A 19,837-nucleotide genomic window follows, 5' to 3' on the forward strand; every position below is an offset into this window, starting at 1 on the left:
CCTACAGTTTTCAAGTGTTCTCAGAAATTCGCTACTTTTCCGCCATAAAGCATTCAGCGGGTTCTCTACCGGCCAACTATTCGGCAGGAGTGTCGCAAATTAATATAGTAATAGTTTTCTAAGTCTTGCATATCCATGACATCCTATGGAAAGACCATTCTATAAAAAACTGTCTAGAATGGACAATCTTTCGATAAGGATGCCTTTGATATTCAGATTTTTTTATACTATCTATCGAAGTGCTGTTTCATTAACTCTTTAAATCGTGTTCCATCTATTTCTTCTTTCGTCATTTTTCCATTTTCCCACTGTGTAAAGGAAGTATCGGTTAAAGTGATGTTCCCGCTGTTTGTCAAACGGGTGATTAATGGATGTTTATTGAATGGCGATTGGGGATTTTCCCTGATGATCGTTTGGACCTCATTAAGTTCCGCTACATTTCCCACGGGTTGTGAAGAATCGAAAGCATAGCCTATTCTCCAATCGCGATCTTTATGTTTCAGTTTTAATTCAAGGATATGATCTCCGTGGTTAGTACTTTCTTTTTTTATCCTGAATTCGCCATTTCGGGAAACGACCGTTTCTCCGTTCAACGGAACTGGTTTTAATGGCAGATTCCCGCCAAAACCCGTATCGATCAAATAGGTTTGGCCCTCATGGTTCAATAGAATGGTGACATGTGTCCTTCCTATGGTCATCCACCCCTGATTATAGATGACACCACGAACCAAAGATACATCAAAGTCATTTTCCAACAGGAAAAAATAAAGGGCTGAATTCAATTCATAGCATAATCCCCCCTCATTCCTCAGGAGGACTTTGTTCATGATATTCGCTTTATTGATATCACTCAGATGGGATGCCATGATTGATAAGTTTTCAAAAGGAATGGTTTTCGCTGTCTTATCAAGAATTTCGTCTAATTTTTCAAATGTCAGTTTCACATCTTCCTGGAGCCCTATTCTTTTCCTGAATAATGCATTCAGTTCATTCATTAAGATTCCCCCCTTAGACAGATACCGGCGAAGCGTATCTTGACTTTGTATATATTCATTATACTTTGTCCATATTTCATCCTTCAATCAATCTGCCATCAGCTCCACCTTTTGCTTATCACCTGAAAAGAGGTCGCCCAATATTGTCCTTATCCTGGGCAACCTCCCCCATTCATGCACCGAGGCAGTTTTTCTTTAATCATTCATTTACCTGTAAGATTATTTTACCTACATTCTTATTGGCTTCCATATGTTCATGCGCCCTTTGTACCTCTTCAAAAGGGAAGACATGGTCCACGATTGCCTTGATTTCATTTTTGCGGAATAACGGCATTGCCTTTTTAACGAATTCTTCCGTTAACTCTTTTTTATATTCATCACTCCGGGGAGTTAGTAGAGTGCCTTTTAATTGAACTCTTTTTAAGAGAAGTTCCATCAGGTTCACCTTCTCGACTACAGTTCCGCCTAGAATGCCTATCAGTACCCATCGTCCATCAGTTTTTATGCTTTTAAGGTTTTTCTCCCAGTAAGAAGCACCGATGAAATCCAGGATAACATCCACTCCTTGATTATTTGTAGCTTTCAGGATTTCCTCATCAAAAGCTTGTTCTTTATAGTTGATACAGATATCCGCTCCTAGTGAGTGACAGAAATCCAATTTTTCCTTTGAGCCGGCTGTAGTGATGATTTTCGCTTTTGTCAGTTTTTTTGCCAGTTGGATAGCTGCAGTGCCTACACCGCTTCCGCCAGCATGAATCAATACCGTTTCTTGATCCGTCAATTCACCTAACCAAAACAAGGTTTGGTACGCAGTCAAGAATACTTCAGGAATCGCTGCCGCTTCTTCAAATGACAGGTTATCCGGTATCTTCATTGCACGATCAGCCGGCATCAAGGCATATTGAGCATAACCGCCGCCGTTTACAAGGCCCATCACCCTCGTCCCCGTTTGTATATTTGCTCCTTCCCCTGTTTCCACCACTTCCCCGGAAACTTCAATCCCCAATATTGGATTGGCCATATAACCGGATTTCCCTTCCCGGGAAACAATATCCGTTCTATTTATCGCAGACGCTTTAACCTTTATTAATATTTCCCCTTTACCGGGCACGGGCTTTGAAAAATCTTTAAATAGTAATTGTTCTGCACCACCCGGTTCTTTAACCACTACTGCTTTCATTTGCCCCACTCCTTACCATTAAATTAGTGACCATCCTTTTAAAATGGTTTGTCTTGAAGATGGAAACTATCCTACTCCAAAAAATATCCACAAGCAAATAATTAGGTTTTGGCAAACAAGGCAGAATAAAAAAAGTCGATGTCCCTTTCGGGGCCATCGAGCTTTTTTTGAAAAGTTTATATTATCTTTTATTAAGCGATTGACTTCTATCCAGGTCATGATGCAATTGTGCTGCCGGAACCTTAGGGTTAGGAATCTGTCCTTTTGCGACTGGTTCAGCTACATAAACAAAATCTCCCGTACCATCTGGGGCGCTTCCTGTTGCCCATAGGCCATCTGCCGATTCATTACCTTCCGATAAGTTCCAGAATTCGTACGCTTCCGGTTGAGATTCCATTTCCGCTTCCGGTGGGAATGATGCGGGAACAACCACGCCATTTTTTTCTTCAAGTTCTGCAATGGCCGCCATCCATTGATATTGGTGGTAACGATCACGGGCTAACATTTTACGGAAGGTAGCACGTACCCCTTCATCTTTTGTCATATGATATAAACGGGCCACTTGAAGGCGTCCTTGGCTTTCAGCATGCAGATTGGATCGCATGTCTGCTAATAAATTTCCGCTGGCTACGATATAAGATCCGTTCCAAGGCACCCCATTCGAGTTGGTTGGCAGTCCGCCAAGACCGCTTACAAGCAAATGCTGGGGATTGATACCACCCATGATCGCTGCTGTAGCAGGATCTTTTGCGGCTTCTGCTTGATCTTCTGGAGAAGCGCCATCAAGCAATTGACTAATGAGTGAACAAAGCATCTCTACATGTCCAATTTCCTCTGTACCGATATCCATCAGCATATCTTTGTATTTTTCTTCTCCACGGCAGTTAAATCCCTGAAAAAGGTATTGCATCATGACAGTCATTTCCCCAAACTGTCCACCTAACACTTCCTGAATTTGACGGGCAAGCATCGGATCTGGTCGATCTACCTTAACTTCAAATTGCAATTCTTTTTGATGGCGAAACATATTAACTCCTCCTTTTTTTATATGATGTACGGTTTTTTATTACCCGCCTGTACATGCTTAAAACCATAATTCAGTTATAATGAACAATAATTAGAAGAAATTTACATACCATTAACATTGATGACTGAACTAATAAGCCAAGGATTTTCTTTGTGCTATGAATCGCTCAATAAATAAGATATATAAAAGGTCCATTTACCTGTCTATAACTTTAAAATACAGGGTAAAGTAGAAAGAACCATATATAGGAAAAAGGAGGATGAAAAATGGATTTCAAGCCCCGAAATCAAAGAGATCAATCCATTTCAGAATTACGTTATACTTATTCCGCTCGTAACCTATGGTCCGGTTTTCTATTCGGGATCGGATTGGTTGCATTCATCGATGAAGCCATCTTTCATCAACTATTACATTGGCATCATTTCTATGACAAATCCACAACCAGTATCGGGCTTATCTCGGATGGTTTATTTCATGCCCTAAGCTGGTTCGCAACGGTCGGGTCGTTATTCATGTTCGCTGACCTTCGCCGTCGAAAGGGGTTATGGCTGAAAAGGTGGATAGGGGGAGTTTTGCTCGGGGCAGGTTCTTTCCAGTTATATGACGGAATCATTCAGCACAAGCTCATGCGCCTCCATCAAATCCGTTACAATGTCGATATTTTCCCATACGACTTGACTTGGAACATTGCCGCTACAATCATGATCTTGATTGGCATTACCCTCGTCATTCAAACAAGGCGCAGCTTACTTAAAATGAAAGAAGATGCCAGCAATGCACAGTAATGGACATATTCATGATAACGGAACTGGTTTTGAACCGATTTTATTGATGCTACTCATGCCGGGTTTAGTGATTTATATCGCAGCTGTCATCATTTCGAACCGCCGCTATAAAAAATGGCCATTATACCGTACCTTCTTTTGGATTCTTGGCACTCTCTGTGCAGCCTCTGCAATCATAGGCCCAATAGCCAATCGTGCGCATATGGACTTCACGGCGCATATGGTTGGTCATTTACTGCTTGGAATGATTGCACCCATCCTGCTCGTGCTTGCTGCACCCATTACGCTTGCACTGCGAACACTTGATGTACAATCAGCAAGACGCCTTTCAAAGGTGTTGAAAAGTTGGCCGCTGCGATTTTTAAGCAATCCAATCACTGCCTCTGCGCTTAATATTGGAGGGCTTTGGATCCTTTATACGACTGGTCTGTACGGGTTGATGCATCAGAATGCCCTTCTGCATGCATTAGTGCATTTTCACGTGTTCATAGCGGGCTATCTATTCACTGCGTCTATGATTTATATGGACCCTGCACCCCACAGGTTCAGCTTTATGTTTCGAGCTATCGTATTTACAATTTCACTGGCCGGCCATGATATCCTTTCTAAATATATTTTTGCCCACCCGCCAAACGGAGTCACCAAGGTACAAGCGGAAAATGGCGGAATGTTAATGTACTATGCTGGTGATGCGATTGACGTTGCACTTATATGCATCCTTTGCTATCAATGGTTCAAAGCCACCCGGCCCAAGGGGTCACTTGCCTTGTAGGAAGGCGGTTCCATGATTACTTCGGTAAACTCCTGCGTTTCTGTTTAATCGTCCAACATTTAGCTCATACTAATTTTTGATGAAAAAATTTTGGATGGAGCTGAATGAAAAATGGAATATGAAGCGAACAATTCTACTGAAAATGCTCTTCGTGATTATAAAGCTGGAATCGGTGTCTTTACGCATAAAATGCCAGATCTTGCTGAGAAATTCAATTCATTTACGGAAGAGTGCTTTAAAGAAGGTCAATTGTCCAAGAAAGAAAAACAGCTTATCGCACTAGGAATAAGCTTATATTCACAAGATGAATACTGTATTATCTATCATACAAAAGGATGTCTTGATCAAGGCTGTTCCGAACAAGAAATTCTTGAAGCCATTGGTGTGACCGCGGCATTTGGCGGAGGAGCAACCATGAGTCAGGCTGTTACCCTCATCCAGGAATGCATTCAGGAAATAAATCAGATGAAACAATGATAAAGAAGGGATAGGAGAATCAGTCCTATCCCTTCTTTATGTTATTAATAACTGCTTTTAATGACTCATGTTGTTGTTATTTCCTTGTGCGGGGGCATACGAATTCATCATTTGTTGCATATCCTGCTGTGCAAGCTGCGGAACTTGGTAATAATGATGTTTGTTTTGATATATCGAAATCTCATAGGCCATTTCAATGCAGTTCGGAACGGAATCTGCAAATACGCGGCGAACCACCGGATTCGTTATTTCAAGCGCTGCCATCGCCTTCATGGATGCCGCAGACTTAACAGCCGCAAGCATCAAGCCTGAAATGCATTCATCCGTAATTTCCGATACGGATTGCAAAGGTTTTTTTGGCTGAGTTGGTGTCAATCCATATATAAAATCGTTACCTTGATTCATTTTGTAGCTCTGAGTTGGTTTAGAAGGATCCTGGCCCGTTTGGAAGCACTCCAATGAAATATTATATTCATCTTGGATGAACTGATATTGACGATCCAGAATGTCGAGTAATTCCTGATCTTGGACATGCTGACGCAAAAGAGTATACGTGTTTAAAGTACCGATCGCTCCCGACAGCACTTCATGTACATCGAATACTTCGTGACCACCGTGATTCAATTGTGGGGGGATAGCACCCGTTTGCATGTTCTGGTGTACTTGACCTTGTTGATATTGGTTTTGCATTGTATTTCCCTCCTCATTTTATCAATCAAGCGAACACGTTTAGTATGTTAAACCCCAACCGGATTATTCAATCTAAACTCTTCCAAGAAGACCAATAAACTGCTGCATCATTTTTTCTGTATAAAAAAACCGTGGCGCTTTAAACTATAAACACTTTATATACATGGGAGGATTTCTAATGACACATCAATGCTTCTATTGTAGTGATGTCACGGAAGAAAAAAAAATCCATATAGTAACATTTCAAATTACTGACACGGATAGAAACGAAATGCTGTGTGATGAATGTTATCAAGAATGGCTGCAAGGAATAAAAGGGTAAGCATTAAAAGCCCTCTAACATTTCCCAAACACCAACGATGCATGCTTGGATGAATTCAGGGTAACTTAAATTCGTTAATGAATTTCAAGGAGGATGGTTATGGGAATTTTAAGCGGAAATCCGAAAGATGAGCCTATGCATTACGGAGAGGTTTTTGGAACATGGGCATTTCTAACAACTACAAAAGGGTTGATTGCCTGTCATCAAACCATGCTTAATCATACTGGCGACAAGGACCTGTATAAATTGCTTGTTGAAGTGATCGATCAAGGGAAACAGGAACATGACCAACTTGAATCATTATTAAAAGAAAATAACGTAGGACTGCCTCCCTCACCACCTGAAAGGCCTAAAGCTAATTTGGAGGATATTCCCGTCGGGGCACGTCTTCAAGATCCTGAAATCTCCGCTTCAGTATCAATCGATATTAATGCAGGATTAGTTGCTTGCAGCCAAATGATGGGTCAATGCATCCGCGAAGATATTGCACAGATGTTTGCGCAATTCCATACCAACAAAGCTGCATTGGGTGCTGACTTCCTAAGATTGAATAAGGAAAAAGGATGGCTTGTCCCTCCTCCCCTTCATATCAATAAAACAAGTATGTAAATAGTAATGATAGATCCCCTTAATCATGTTTTGTAATCGAATCAACATGATTAAGGGATTCATTCCAAAAGGACGATTAAGGAATCATTACCATTGAAGACTTTCGATCAAGTGGCACTTTGTACATTGTTGACTATAATCATTTTTCACAAATTCATGGTTGCAATTCTCCCGAAAAATATTCAGCTCCCTTTTCAGCTGCTCCAATTGAGTTTCCAACTGTTTCATTTCAACTTTTATCTGGATTACCCGATTCATCGAATTCTCCCTCTCGTCGGAATCATTGATAGATTTCCCCATCCGTTTTCCTAAATTCATTCGCTTTTTCTTTAAGCCCTTCATCAATTACCGACTCAAAGCCCAGACCCTTTTCCTTCGCCAAATCACGGATGTCCTGAGAGATTCTCATACTGCAGAATTTCGGTCCGCACATTGAACAGAAATGGGCTGTTTTGGCACCTTCTGCCGGAAGAGTTTCATCGTGATATTCAACCGCCCTTTCAGGATCAAGGGAAAGATTGAATTGATCTCTCCAACGAAATTCGAATCTAGCCTTCGAAAGGGCATCATCCCGTTTTCTTGCCTGCGGATGGCCTTTTGCAAGATCAGCTGCGTGTGCTGCAATTTTATAAGTAATGACCCCTACCCGAACATCCTCTTTATTCGGAAGTCCCAAATGCTCTTTCGGTGTCACATAGCAAAGCATGGCCGTTCCAAACCATCCAATCATGGCAGCACCAATCGCAGAAGTGATATGGTCGTATCCAGGAGCTATGTCCGTCGTCAATGGTCCCAGGGTATAGAATGGTGCTTCTTGACAGACTTCCAGCTGTTTATCCATATTTTCTTTAATCAAATGCATCGGTACGTGACCGGGTCCCTCCACCATGACTTGAACATCGTGCTTCCAAGCAATCTTCGTCAATTCCCCAAGTGTTTCCAATTCCGCAAATTGTGCCTCATCGTTTGCATCTGCAATGGATCCCGGACGGAGACCGTCACCTAATGAGAAAGAAACATCATACGTCTTCATGATTTCACAAATCTCTTCAAAGTGTGTATAGAGAAAGCTTTCTTGGTGGTGGGCCAAGCACCATTGTGCCATGATGGAGCCTCCCCGGGAAACAATACCCGTAACTCGCTTTGCTGTCATTGGGATGTATCGCAAAAGCACACCAGCGTGTATGGTGAAGTAATCGACACCTTGCTCAGCCTGCTCGATTAAAGTATCCCGGAATACTTCCCAATTTAAATCTTCCGCGACCCCATTCACTTTTTCCAATGCTTGATATATCGGAACCGTCCCAACAGGCACAGGTGAATTCCTGATAATCCATTCCCGCGTCGTGTGAATATTCTTTCCTGTGGAAAGATCCATTATGTTGTCTGCACCCCATCGTGTAGCCCAAGTCATTTTCTCCACTTCAGCTTCGATCGATGAACTGACAGCTGAATTTCCAATATTCGCATTTATTTTCACGTGAAAATTACGTCCGATGATCATGGGCTCACTTTCAGGATGGTTAATATTTGCCGGAATGATTGCCCGCCCGCTAGCTACCTCTTCCCTTACAAACTCAGGGGCTACATTTTCCCTGATCGAAATGAACTCCATTTCTGGAGTAATGATCCCTTTGCGGGCATAATGGAGCTGGGTTACGTTTTTCCCTTTCACCGCACGCAATGGTTTTCTTTTCAATCCCGGAAAAACTTCGGCATTGGATTGTGACTCCACTTTTCTATATCCGTTATCTTCCGGCTTTATTTCACGCCCTTCATACTCTTCAACATCTTCCCGTTCCAGAACCCAGCTGCGTCTAATCGGGGCAAGGCCTTTATGAATATCAATCGGATATTCTGAATCCGTATAGAAGCCGCTTGTATCATATACACGTAAAGGCGGATTCTCCTCTTCTCCGAATGCCCCTGTCGTCGGACTTAGCTCAATTTCACGCATAGGTACTTTAATATCGGGTCTAGATCCCTCAACATACACTTTTTTACTCCCGGCAAAACTGGACATAATTGAAACGTTCATGTCATTTACTGAATTACTCTTCATGATTTCATTTCTCCTTTTTAAGTTCATTTAAAAAGGACAAAATCCAATCCATTTCGCACGAAAAAGCCAGGTCTCATATTTAAGACCCGGCTAACGTTAGTATGACTACAGAAATGACCAGTTGAAAGGTCATCGTTAAGTAGATTCTAACTTCCCCACGCTGGTATGAACCAGATCAGGTCCTGAGGGTTAAGAAGCTTAAGCGCTTCTCTCTCAGCCCAACTTTTATTGGACACCCCTAGTCTGAATAATTTAATTGATTACAGGGTAACTATATCTCACCCTTTTCATTCTGTAAATAATTTAAAAGACCTAGTATTTTCTCTGCAATCATCTAAAATTTGTTATTTGGAGGAGGACCGCCAATTAATTCCCCAGGCTCCCAAGGATAGGAAAAAGCTCCTCTAAATGCGTGATTTCGTAGGTTGGAATCACTTCATTCCGTTCCTTATCATGGCGATTTATCCAAACCGACTTTATGCCTACCCGTGATGCTCCAAGGATATCGGTCATTAAATTATCGCCGACCATCAATACTTCATCCTTATCTAGCTCCATGATTTCCAAAGCATGCTCAAAAATGGAGGCATCAGGTTTACCTCGTCCAAATGCGCCTGAAATCACGATTTGGTCGAAATAAGGAACCAGTTCAGGCGTTATTTCAAGTTTGGTATTTTGCAGCTCAGGAGATCCGTTCGTAAGCAATAGCAATTTGTACTTTCCTTTTAATTCATCCAGAACACGGAATGTTTCTTCATAGATAAATGGCTTTTTGCGTCTTTCGGCCGGGAAACGTTCTGCCAGTTCAAGCCCAAATTCCGGGTCATCGATCCCTAATGCCTTCAAGCCCCTCGTCCACGCTTCTTTCCGATAAGCCGGTACAATCCCGGCCATCTTCCGGAATTCATCATGATCATCCCGAAAATTCCCCCATAGTCCCTCAAATGGGTTGATTCCGATCATTTGAGTGAATGCATATGTATCGTAAGAAGAATAAAGATCACGCGCTTCCTTCCGCACCGCTTCTTCAAACTCTTCGACATTCAGACCATATTTCTCCTTGGCAACTTCGCATGTGGCCACAAAAGCCTCTTTTACACTTTTCTGATCCCATAGTAATGTATCATCTAAATCAAAAAAAACTGCCTTCAGCAAAATGTCCACCCCTCTTTCCCCAATATTGAATTCGTAAAAATTACACTATTACAATAATAAACCACAACCAATAAAAAAAGAATAACTATTCGGAAAATGCATGTCTCTTTCTTCGCAAAATGGCTTACCTTTTCCGGTGGGAACCATATATTCATTTCCCTTTTCCGCTTTCAAATACATACAATTTTCCATTTCTAGCAATCTTGAACTTTGGACCGGTGAACCCCCGTCGGATCAGCTCTTTCCTCATATATACCATGAGGGCGGCATGACTCACGATCAGAACACTCCTTTCCCCCTTTGCAAAGACTTCATCCAATACTTTATTGATTCTTTGCTCAGCAAACTTAATTTCCGCCCTTGTCTGCTTGTTGATCACCGAGCAGCAGCGAATCCAGATGGCCCAAAGGATGAACGGCAGCTTAATCCTTCCTCTCAGAGGGGGAGAAGGTATTTCCCGCAGCTCCTCCATCCGATGAACCGTGCCTGGAAAGATGTGTTCCGCTGTCTTGACGGCTCTCGACATATCACTGCAATAACATTCCTGCCATTCCTCCACGCCAAATAAAGTCGTTCCATAAATAATATCCGCTGCATCATAGTCCACAAACCATTGCTTCATATCATCCGCCGTCACAGCTTTCCCAATAGGAAATTCATGTGCCACCTTAAAATGCCGTACCAAACCAATTTTCATATATTCTCCTTTTTATCTTTTAAAATATTCGTTTCTATTTCTTATAAAAGCCCTTAACAATATATTAACCTATGTAAAGCAATATAATAAATGCAAGTTGAAACCATTAACTGAGCGCCCCTTGTGTATGGTTAAAGGTTCTCACAGATTGTGTCACTGCAAGAATTTGATTATCATAAGGAAAAATATTATGGCCATATGTAAAAAAGAGAAAGCATATCGCCTTCTCCTTTCGTTTAATCTATGAATTGGAGTTCTGTTATCGTACATCTTTTCCTGAATTTATATTTCCCGCTCAAATCACTGAATTGATAATCATTTAGGGATTTCCCCAGTTGTCCCTTTAGTTTATCCGCCGTGATGGATTCCTCAACTGTCTCTTTCCAATTTTCATTTCCCATTATCTCTTCGAACGGAATGGTAGTCAGGACTTCATCATATATCTGGATGCTTTGATCGATGCCGAAGCTGCCATAGATACTGCCATTTTCATCGGCAAAGATATGCTCCGATTCCAATTCTTCCACCAATACTTCCAGATATCCCTTTGCCTTAACAGGCTTGATGGCAATCTCCGCTTCTGCCTTTACAGGTCCCAACCTTTTATCGATGATCTCTATCGTCAATTTAACGTGAACGGGCGGATAACCAAACCCTTCACTAAGTTCTGCTGCCGAGTTATATACCATCTGAACATCCTCCTTTTGTCACTATCATTATATAATATAAATACTCCATTTCATTACCAAAAACCCTTATTCAAGTTCACTTGGCATATTCTCCTTCATCAATTGAAGGGTCAGTCGTCACATTTCCGGATTCCCCTGAAACGCATCCACCCATTATAGTAAAAAAAATCAGTGTAAACCTGATTTCTTCGGTTCAAAGGCATAACTATCATTCATATTTCAAACCTCTTTTATACTTTTTTCCATAATACACCATTAACTATTTATGAACATAACCAAAAAGTCCAATGCAACTCCATGCATTGGACTTTTTATGAGCTTCAGATTACGGCTTTAGCACCACTTTAATACATTCATCTTCATGATCGTTAAAGATTTGATAAGCCTCACTCGCTTTTTCGAGAGGGACTTTATGGGATATGATTTCCGTGGGGTCGAACTTTCCAGCCGTGATTTCATCAAAAAGCTTTGGCATGTAGTGAATGACTGGTGCTTGTCCCATTTTCAGGTTAATGTTCCGCTCAAATATATTGCCTAATGGGAACATATTATATTTCGAACCGTATACGCCAGTCAGTTGAATCGTGCCGAATTTACGTACGGCGTTAAGGGCAATCTCGATCGCACTTAACGTTCCACCCTGAAGTTTCAGCTTTTGCTCAATCGCCTCTATCGTCGATTTCTTCCCATCCATTCCCACACAATCTATAACTACATCGGCCCCGCCTGAAGTGATTTCCTTAATGTAGCTGCCCATATCGTTATATTCATCGAAGTTATACGCCTCTACCTTATTCATCCGTTTAGCCTTATTGAGTCTATAAGGTAGATTGTCGATGGCAATGACTCTTTTTGCTCCTTTCATCCAAGCGAACTTCTGAGCCATCAAGCCAATCGGTCCACAGCCCAATATCGCTACCGTATCATCTTTATTGACGCCAGCGTTCTCTACACTCCAATATGCGGTTGGCAGCACATCGGACATGAACAAAAGCGACTCATCTTCTAGTTCGCATGACTCTGGGATGACAAACGGCATGAAGTTTCCATATGGTACCCTTAAATATTCTGCCTGCCCGCCTGGATAGTTCCCATATCGTTCCGTAAAACCAAAGTACCCGCCTGTATCCACCGCTTCATTAGGGTTGGAATTATCACATTGACTCTCCATATCATGTTCACAATAATAACAGTGCCCGCAAGAAATGTTGAAAGGCAGGACAACCCTGTCTCCTTTTTTCACCTTTGTCACTTCCGGACCCACTTCTTCGACGATGCCCATCGGTTCATGGCCAATGACATAATCTTTATGCGTCGGCAAAGCACCCTGATATATATGGAGGTCGGACCCGCATATAGCTGTTGAAGTAACCCGGACGATGATATCATCCTTTTCCTGAAGTTTCGGATCTTCAACTTGTTTTACCTGTATATCTTTTGCTCCTTGAAAAGTTACAGCCTTCATAATCAACCTCCTAAAATTTTCTTGATTTATTTTATATACCCGTCCGAAAGACTACTAAGCCTATGGACATCTAATTTCCCCAAGAATTAATCGCCCATTAGCTGCACCTGGATACAAAAAAAAGCTCCGGAAACCGGAACTCACATTTGAAACCATTTATTTAGTAACTTTATTTCCATTATCTTTGTGCTTATACTCACTTAGTACCTCGTTGAACACATCGGGATAATTCGTAAACAGCCCCGTTGCACCCCACTCAAGCGCCTTTTTCATATCGGCTCTTTCATTTACTGTATATGGATGGAATTGGAGGTCATGGTTTCGAACCATCTTCACATATTGTCCGTCAACTTTACTGAAGTTCGGGCCAACGCCAACTGCATATTCCTTTATGGATTCCAATTCTTCATCGGAAATGGTTGCTTGGGTCTTGTATGAAAAAAGTTGCACAAGAGGTAACTTTGGATTCAAGTCATGAACCTTCATAAGGCTTTCTTTACTGAACGATTGTATTAATACATTGTTTGTACGGCCCTTCGAATCCACCATTTTATATTCTTCCAGAACCTGCAGAAGTTCTTCTTCCATCCCTGGATACACATCAGGGGACTTTGTTTCGATATAGTAATTGGCCTTCTTTCCAAACTTCTTAAAGACTTCTTCAAGAGTAGGGACCTTTAACCCTTCATATCCCTCTTTTGCCAATTGTGGATATTTTTCATTGAACCAAGTACCGGCATCCAGTTTCTTGATTTCTGCCAGCGTTAAATCCTTCACAAGTCCAGTACCATTCGTTGTACGATCCACTTTTTCATCATGCATTGCTACCAATCTACCATCCTTGGTCATTTGAAGATCGATTTCTATGTAGTCGCCTTTCATTTGTTCTCCCATTTGATAAGCGGGAATGGTATGTTCAGGTGCATAACCAGAAGCTCCCCTATGTGCGACATTCACAATTTTCTTCTCATGAATAGATGAATTGGAATGATTTCCATTTGCAGCGGAGGCCCCCATTGAAGTAGCCTGCAATATAAAGGCCGCGCTCATCATACAAAAACCGAATTTCTTTAGATTCGTTTTCATTTCCCTCTCTCCCTCCTATTATTACCATTATTTTAAAAGGGGAATGTGAATCTACAGCGAATATAATGTAAAGAAATAATATAGTAGTTAAAATGGTTAAAATAACCTATCAAAAACAGGGCATTCACGCAGTTCGTTCTACCCAACCAAAAAGTTGAATGAAAACTTTATTGTTTGATTGATGATAAGAAGCCTCCTAAAAGCCTCTTTTTCTAAAAAAATATAAAATGTTTCTTGGCATGTACATATTGAAATAGTAGAAAAAAACGATCGTCCAAATGATTATAACTAAATATTTCCAAACCCTCCGCATTTCTTAACTCCTTACTCCGCTTTTATGCAAGTCATGCTTCTTATTCAAACAATTTAAGTCTTCCATACCTATAATAAACCAAACTTCCAGACGATAAATCCCATATATCGGAAAGGACGCACCAATGTTGGCACACCTTTCCCTTTCCATAATATAGATAGAAAGGTTATCGATGACAAAATCTATCTTTTTCTGATTTACAAAAAACTAGTATCATATTACTATTAAGCAAACAGAATATTAATACTAAGGGGAATTATGTTAAAAAATTATCAATATTATCAAAACAAACACCGATTTATACTGAAGGCTTTCATGGCAATGATATCCTTTTTACTATTAGTTGGGATTTCTGTATCACCTATAAGTTGGAAAGATAATCCCTACGAGATGACATTACAGGTCATTTTAATATCGGGGATGATAATTTCTCTGTTATTTTTCTTAAAAACAGAAGTCAATTTTTATAAAACCCTATTCATTTTCTTAATTACTGTTTATTTTTATAGCAAGTTTTGGATATTCCCGGATACTGCCATCATGCTGGCCTTATTTGCTATAGCACCCTTGTTTCCCATTTTTCTCTTTGATAAGATCGGGTTTTATATTGTGGCCACTTTAAATATCATATTAGGTCCCGCTTCCATCTTGATCATTTCAAAAACGGATCTTCAACACACTTATGAATATGTCGCTTTGGATAGTTTCGGCAACACGCTTAATTTCATCGCTATACAAATCATATTGGTATTCGTATTCATAGGAACCAATAATAGGATGGAATCCAATAATGCATTTCATAAGGAAATACAGCAGGCCAAGCAATTGAACTCAGTCGGACAGCTAGCTGCCACCATTGCACATGAGATACGTAATCCGATTACAGTCGTTAAAGGGTTTGCCCAGCTATTAGATCAAGAGAAGGAACTGAATGAAACGGAAAAATTTTATGTACAGACCATGCTTACGGAACTTGAATATACACAAGTGATTATCAATGACTATTTGTCTTTAGCTAAACCGCAAACGGATAATGTACAGGTCATTCCTTTAAATGATGAAATCCAAAAGATTTCCGACCTATTGACCAGTTTTGCCAATAATCGCAACATCGGCTTTCTTCTCGATTTCCGTGACGACCTGCACATTAACATGAATCCCATCGAGCTTAAACAGATACTGGTCAATATCATGAAAAATGGAATTGAGTCAATGAACAAACCCGGATTCATCAAGGTGGAAACAGAGCAGGAACGCACTATGGCAAAAATACGAATAACGGATACAGGAATAGGTTTATCAAAAGAGCAGCTTGAAATACTTGGCACCCCATTTTACTCGCTTAAAGATAGGGGAACCGGTATCGGCCTGACCGTTTGTTATTCCATCGTTCAAAAATACAAAGGGAAAATCGTGGTACAGAGCGAAGTGAACAAAGGAACATCGTTCACCATTTATTTGCCCTTATATAATAAAATAGATTAAACATACATACCTAATAAGAAAAAGGATGACCCCCCATCACCGGGCGGTCATCCTTTTTCAATTACGCTTTAAAGCTATCTTGCCATTTCAGCAAATGATTTTCTAAAAGGCGGACAAACGAGTCTGAGATTTTACCAGCGAGGGCAAATATGATGATGCCTACGAATACGACGTCCGTTTGCATGAATGAACGGGCATCCTGGATCATGAAGCCGACCCCTCTATCCGCACCAAGCAATTCAGCGACGACCAGGCACATCCAAGCCGCACTTAAGGCTAAACGGATACCAAGTAATATGTTAGGCAATGCTGCCGGAATCATGAGCTTCGTTATTTGTTCCCGACGGCTAAACTCCAAGATTAGGGCAACATCGTAGAGTTTTTTATCCACATTCCGAAGACCCAAAAAAGTTTGTAGATATAGAGGAAAAAAAGCACCTAAAGCAATAAGCAGCACTTTTGATAGTTCACCAAACCCGAACCACATAATGAATAAAGGCGTGATCGCGAGTAAAGGAACCGTTCGTAACATTTGAATGCTTGGGTTAAGATACTCTTCGGATTTTTTTTGCATCCCAACGATGACACCAAACAATAAGCCTAAAAACCCACCTAAGGCAAAGCCTAGAAAAGCCCGCGTTAAACTGATCTGTAAATGCATGCCCATTTCCCCCGACTGGACGAGATCAATGAACGTCATGACGATCAAGAAAGGGGATGAGAACAATTGGGCAGGCAGGATGCCAACCGAACCTAATGCTTGCCATGCAATCAACACGACAACGGGAAGGACCGAACCCCGCAATGCCGATTTGGCAAGTTTGGATTGTTTTGTCGTTTCCCTTATGACAAGGTGCTTGTTTTGTGCAACGGTCTGTGTAGACATAATTTTCATCCTTCCTTTTTCAAAAATTCAATTAAATGCTCCAATCTTCCACCTCTGCTGGATGATGTTCAAGTTGTGTTAATATGACGGACCTGAATTCCTGGAACGCTTTGCTTGTTCGGGTTCTTGGGTATGGCAAATCTATCGGAACGATAGCTTTAATCCGTCCAGGCTTTGCATCCATGACGACCACCTTCCTCGATAAAAAGATGGATTCATCAATATCATGGGTGACAAGCACCATCGTTGTCTTATTCCTCTCCCATATTTCCAGTAAAGCCTCTTGAAGATGCGTTCGCGTGAATGCATCCAATGCACCGAATGGCTCATCCAGCAATAAAACTTCAGGATTACGCAATAAGGCCCTGGCAATGGCAACACGCTGCGACATTCCTCCGGATAATTGGCGTGGATACGCCTTCTCAAAACCTTTTAGTTTAACAAGTGATATCAAATCATCCACCCTTTTTCGAATGTCCGGTTTCTTTAATGGAAGGTTACCTGCAATATTCTTCTCCACGTTTAGCCATGGAAATAATCGGTGCTCCTGAAAAATGAAACCACGGTCTTTAGATGGGGCGCTAACCTTAAGATCCCCTGCCATGATCGTGCCATCAAAGTCTGAATCAAGTCCTGCGATCAACTTTAATAATGTGCTTTTCCCGCAGCCGCTCGGACCAATGATGGTTACGAACTCACCATTGTTGACGGTCAAATTTAAATGATCCAAAACATGGACACTTTCATTCTCATTCTTAAATGTTTTGCTTACCTGATTAATTTCTAATGTCGCAACCAATCCCCTCACCCTTTCTCAAATAAAAAAAATAGAGATCCAGCAATAAGGCACAAATTGTCCCTTGCTGAATCTCTAGTTAACTAGTCGATTCAATATTTCATTTTATATTAACTTATCGATTATTTATAATCAACACCTAATACCAATTTATTTTATCGGATTAATCGTAAAAAAATAATTGACAGATAATTCTAACAGCTGTTAAGATGCATTCATACACAAATCCGCTTCACACTGGAGCCAATTAAATAAAGGTCATGTGAATCAACTGGACTACCGGAGATTCAATGAAGAGTAACCAAGCAAACTCTTCGTTGAATCTCTTTTTTGTCATTAGTCTGGCTATCCAGATGTGTATAGCTGTAAAAAAGGAGGGAATTCATGAAGGAATATCGTAAACATCTAACCGCAGTACTACTTGCCATCATTAGCATCGCTGTATTGGCAGGCTGTAATTCCGATGCCGGCAAAGCTTCCGGGAAAAGTGATCCACTGAAAGTTCATATTGCCTTAAATGGCAAGATGGGACCATTGGTCATTGCAAAGGAAAAGGGATTGTTCAACGAAGAGTTTTCTAAATTGGATGCCCAAATCGAATGGAGTGAATTCCAGAGTGGCCCCCCGCTTTTGGAATCCCTTGCTTCCAATCGGGTTGACCTGTCCTTTTTAGGGGATGGTGCACTGATTGCCGGCATTGATAAGAATCTGCCATTCGAAGTGATTGCACAAACAGGCCGGGGTGAGTCATCTGTCCGGATCCTGGCTCAAGCGGAAGGTAATATAAAGCAGATTGAAGACTTAAAAGGAAAAACGGTCGGCGTTGCCTCGGGGACAACGGGTCATGTGTATTTAATCAAGGCATTGAAAGCCCATGGCTTAACGACTGATGACATTAAACTCATCAATTTGCAACCAGATGATGCTCAAGCGGCTTTTGAAACAAAAAAATTGGACGCCTGGGCAATATGGAACCCTTATTACCTTAATAATATTGAAAAAGGGAATGCTGTCGCACTTAAAGTAAAAGGAAAAATATTAGCTCCTGGTGCAATCATTGCACGTAAGGGCTTTGCCGAAGAGCATCCTGAAATTGTCGAGGCCTATTTAAAGGTTTATAAAAAAGCAGCCGACTGGCAAATTGAAAATCCAGATGAAGCATCTGAAATTTATTCCAAAGAAACTAAATTGCCAGTCGATACGGTCAAGACAATAATAACGGCCGAAGAACCAAATATCTTCTTTACCGAAGATGCCATCAAAGCACAACAAGAATCCATCGATACTTTAGCTGGTGTGGGTTATATCAAGAAATCATTTAATTTTAAAAATCAGATCAACAATGAATACATTGATGAAGCCTTTAAAAAATAAAAAACTAACCTTACAGGAGGAGATTGATTATGACGGAAACTAAAACACAACAATTGAAAGTGGTACCGGTAGCAGGAAGGATTGGAGCGGAAATTCAAGGAGTGCAATTAAACGGAGACTTGGATTTAACTATTTTCAATGAAATCAAACAAGCGTTAAACGATTATAAAGTCATATTCTTCAAAGGTCAAAATCATTTGGACGATGCCAGCCAAGAAGCATTTGCCAAACTATTGGGTGAACCTTATGCACATCCTACAGTACCGGTCAAAGATAATACTAACTATATTTTCGAGCTTGACTCCGAACGCGGTGCTAAAGCAAACCATTGGCACACTGATGTCACTTTCGTTCCAGAGGTTCCTAAATACTCTGTTTTAAGAGGGGTAACCATCCCTGATGTTGGCGGAGATACAGTTTGGGCCAATACGAATGAAGCATATGAGGACCTGCCGGATGGATTGAAGAAATTAGCGGACGGACTATGGGCAATCCATACAAATGAATATGATTATGCTCAATTCAAACCAGCCGAAAACATTGATGATGAGGTTAAAAAGAAATATCGTGATATATTCGAATCGACCATTTATAAAACAAGGCACCCAGTCGTTCACGTACACGCCGAAACCGGAAAAAGGCATTTGTTATTAGGTGGCTTTGCTGGTAGAGTGGAAGGCTATACAACAAGTGAATCCGAAAGATTATTAAGCATCTTCGATTCATACGTCACGCGCTTAGAAAATACCGTGCGTTGGCAATGGAGTGAAGGCGACGTGGCCATTTGGGATAACCTAGCCACGCAGCATTACGCTATTGCCGATTACGGGAACCAGCACCGCGTCGTTCGCAGGGTCACAGTAGGAAAAGACGTTCCCGTAAACAAGGAGAACGAGTCCAGCAGACTAATTGTTAAGAAATAAAACTCCTGTATCGAAGGTAAGCTTCCATTACTTGACTGAACCATAAGCG

General features: G+C 41.0%; 21 protein-coding genes and 1 riboswitch. Of the genes, 8 read left to right on the plus strand and 13 right to left on the minus strand.

Going from position 1 to position 19,837, the window contains the following annotated elements; all coding sequences use genetic code 11:
- Positions 1 to 227 precede the first annotated feature (227 nt).
- From AC3WLU_RS16220 to AC3WLU_RS16230, 3 genes are all read right to left on the minus strand, one after another.
- Positions 228 to 995, minus strand: a complete 768-nt coding sequence (locus tag AC3WLU_RS16220; RefSeq protein ID WP_063577307.1) for an arylamine N-acetyltransferase family protein — start codon at positions 993 to 995, stop codon at positions 228 to 230.
- A gap of 199 nt (positions 996 to 1,194) precedes the next feature.
- Complete coding sequence (locus tag AC3WLU_RS16225) at positions 1,195 to 2,175, minus strand: NAD(P)H-quinone oxidoreductase (protein ID WP_492597558.1); 981 nt, start codon at positions 2,173 to 2,175, stop codon at positions 1,195 to 1,197.
- Between the two features lie 181 nt (positions 2,176 to 2,356).
- Complete coding sequence (locus AC3WLU_RS16230; RefSeq protein ID WP_034305265.1) at positions 2,357 to 3,202, minus strand: manganese catalase; 846 nt, start codon at positions 3,200 to 3,202, stop codon at positions 2,357 to 2,359.
- Between the two features lie 266 nt (positions 3,203 to 3,468).
- Between AC3WLU_RS16230 and AC3WLU_RS16235 the strand changes: the two genes are divergently transcribed.
- From AC3WLU_RS16235 to AC3WLU_RS16245, 3 genes are all read left to right on the plus strand, one after another.
- A complete protein-coding gene (locus AC3WLU_RS16235) occupies positions 3,469 to 3,987 on the plus strand; it encodes a DUF2243 domain-containing protein (protein ID WP_057275556.1) in 519 nt (172 codons plus the stop codon).
- A 46-nt stretch (positions 3,988 to 4,033) separates the two neighbouring features.
- Positions 4,034 to 4,759: a cytochrome c oxidase assembly protein gene (locus AC3WLU_RS16240; protein ID WP_376708696.1), complete on the plus strand. Its 726-nt coding sequence runs from the start codon at positions 4,034 to 4,036 to the stop codon at positions 4,757 to 4,759.
- Positions 4,760 to 4,870: 111 nt separating this feature from the next.
- A complete protein-coding gene (locus AC3WLU_RS16245; protein WP_098864922.1) occupies positions 4,871 to 5,236 on the plus strand; it encodes a carboxymuconolactone decarboxylase family protein in 366 nt (121 codons plus the stop codon).
- Positions 5,237 to 5,293: 57 nt separating this feature from the next.
- Here the strand turns inward: AC3WLU_RS16245 and AC3WLU_RS16250 are convergent, their stop codons facing one another.
- Positions 5,294 to 5,926, minus strand: a complete 633-nt coding sequence (locus AC3WLU_RS16250) for a spore coat protein (protein WP_063577311.1) — start codon at positions 5,924 to 5,926, stop codon at positions 5,294 to 5,296.
- Between the two features lie 178 nt (positions 5,927 to 6,104).
- On the opposite strand from AC3WLU_RS16250, the gene AC3WLU_RS16255 reads away from it, so the two are divergent.
- A complete protein-coding gene (locus AC3WLU_RS16255) occupies positions 6,105 to 6,248 on the plus strand; it encodes a hypothetical protein (RefSeq protein WP_176548603.1) in 144 nt (47 codons plus the stop codon).
- 99 nt (positions 6,249 to 6,347) lie between these two features.
- Positions 6,348 to 6,857 carry a DUF3231 family protein gene (locus AC3WLU_RS16260; protein ID WP_411739523.1) on the plus strand — a complete coding sequence of 170 codons (510 nt, stop codon included), beginning with the start codon at positions 6,348 to 6,350 and terminating at the stop codon, positions 6,855 to 6,857.
- An 87-nt stretch (positions 6,858 to 6,944) separates the two neighbouring features.
- Here AC3WLU_RS16260 and AC3WLU_RS16265 read toward each other — a convergent pair whose 3' ends face one another.
- The 7 genes from AC3WLU_RS16265 to AC3WLU_RS16295 form a co-directional block, all read right to left on the minus strand.
- Positions 6,945 to 7,115 (minus strand): hypothetical protein, encoded by a 171-nt coding sequence (locus AC3WLU_RS16265; RefSeq protein ID WP_153246124.1) that lies wholly within the window; start codon positions 7,113 to 7,115, stop codon positions 6,945 to 6,947.
- A 22-nt stretch (positions 7,116 to 7,137) separates the two neighbouring features.
- Positions 7,138 to 8,919: a phosphomethylpyrimidine synthase ThiC gene (gene thiC, locus AC3WLU_RS16270; protein WP_048684249.1), complete on the minus strand. Its 1,782-nt coding sequence runs from the start codon at positions 8,917 to 8,919 to the stop codon at positions 7,138 to 7,140.
- Positions 8,920 to 9,054: 135 nt separating this feature from the next.
- A riboswitch (TPP riboswitch) is annotated at positions 9,055 to 9,169 on the minus strand.
- Positions 9,170 to 9,285: 116 nt separating this feature from the next.
- Positions 9,286 to 10,074, minus strand: coding sequence for an HAD family hydrolase (locus tag AC3WLU_RS16275; protein WP_492597559.1), 789 nt, complete (start codon positions 10,072 to 10,074; stop codon positions 9,286 to 9,288).
- Between the two features lie 151 nt (positions 10,075 to 10,225).
- Complete coding sequence (locus AC3WLU_RS16280; protein WP_492597560.1) at positions 10,226 to 10,771, minus strand: histidine phosphatase family protein; 546 nt, start codon at positions 10,769 to 10,771, stop codon at positions 10,226 to 10,228.
- Between the two features lie 236 nt (positions 10,772 to 11,007).
- Positions 11,008 to 11,460, minus strand: a complete 453-nt coding sequence (locus tag AC3WLU_RS16285) for a hypothetical protein (protein ID WP_440438647.1) — start codon at positions 11,458 to 11,460, stop codon at positions 11,008 to 11,010.
- A 325-nt stretch (positions 11,461 to 11,785) separates the two neighbouring features.
- Complete coding sequence (locus tag AC3WLU_RS16290) at positions 11,786 to 12,925, minus strand: zinc-dependent alcohol dehydrogenase (protein ID WP_098864918.1); 1,140 nt, start codon at positions 12,923 to 12,925, stop codon at positions 11,786 to 11,788.
- Between the two features lie 156 nt (positions 12,926 to 13,081).
- Positions 13,082 to 14,011: a glycerophosphodiester phosphodiesterase gene (locus tag AC3WLU_RS16295; RefSeq protein ID WP_057275547.1), complete on the minus strand. Its 930-nt coding sequence runs from the start codon at positions 14,009 to 14,011 to the stop codon at positions 13,082 to 13,084.
- A gap of 628 nt (positions 14,012 to 14,639) precedes the next feature.
- Here AC3WLU_RS16295 and AC3WLU_RS16300 point away from each other — a divergent pair.
- Positions 14,640 to 15,809, plus strand: coding sequence for an ATP-binding protein (locus AC3WLU_RS16300; RefSeq protein WP_197483726.1), 1,170 nt, complete (start codon positions 14,640 to 14,642; stop codon positions 15,807 to 15,809).
- A 61-nt stretch (positions 15,810 to 15,870) separates the two neighbouring features.
- Here AC3WLU_RS16300 and AC3WLU_RS16305 read toward each other — a convergent pair whose 3' ends face one another.
- Entirely contained in the window at positions 15,871 to 16,704 is an 834-nt protein-coding gene (locus AC3WLU_RS16305) for an ABC transporter permease (RefSeq protein WP_413002646.1), read from the minus strand.
- Positions 16,705 to 16,726: 22 nt separating this feature from the next.
- Complete coding sequence (locus AC3WLU_RS16310) at positions 16,727 to 17,494, minus strand: ABC transporter ATP-binding protein (protein WP_063577319.1); 768 nt, start codon at positions 17,492 to 17,494, stop codon at positions 16,727 to 16,729.
- Positions 17,495 to 17,875: 381 nt separating this feature from the next.
- On the opposite strand from AC3WLU_RS16310, the gene AC3WLU_RS16315 reads away from it, so the two are divergent.
- Both AC3WLU_RS16315 and AC3WLU_RS16320 read left to right on the plus strand, forming a co-directional pair.
- Positions 17,876 to 18,865, plus strand: coding sequence for an ABC transporter substrate-binding protein (locus AC3WLU_RS16315; protein ID WP_492597561.1), 990 nt, complete (start codon positions 17,876 to 17,878; stop codon positions 18,863 to 18,865).
- Between the two features lie 29 nt (positions 18,866 to 18,894).
- The gene (locus tag AC3WLU_RS16320) at positions 18,895 to 19,788 is read left to right on the plus strand and encodes a TauD/TfdA dioxygenase family protein (protein WP_492597562.1); all 894 of its coding nucleotides are present in this window, start codon (positions 18,895 to 18,897) and stop codon (positions 19,786 to 19,788) included.
- Positions 19,789 to 19,837 lie beyond the last annotated feature (49 nt).

The sequence above is a fragment of the Peribacillus sp. FW305-BF15 genome (assembly GCF_058783805.1).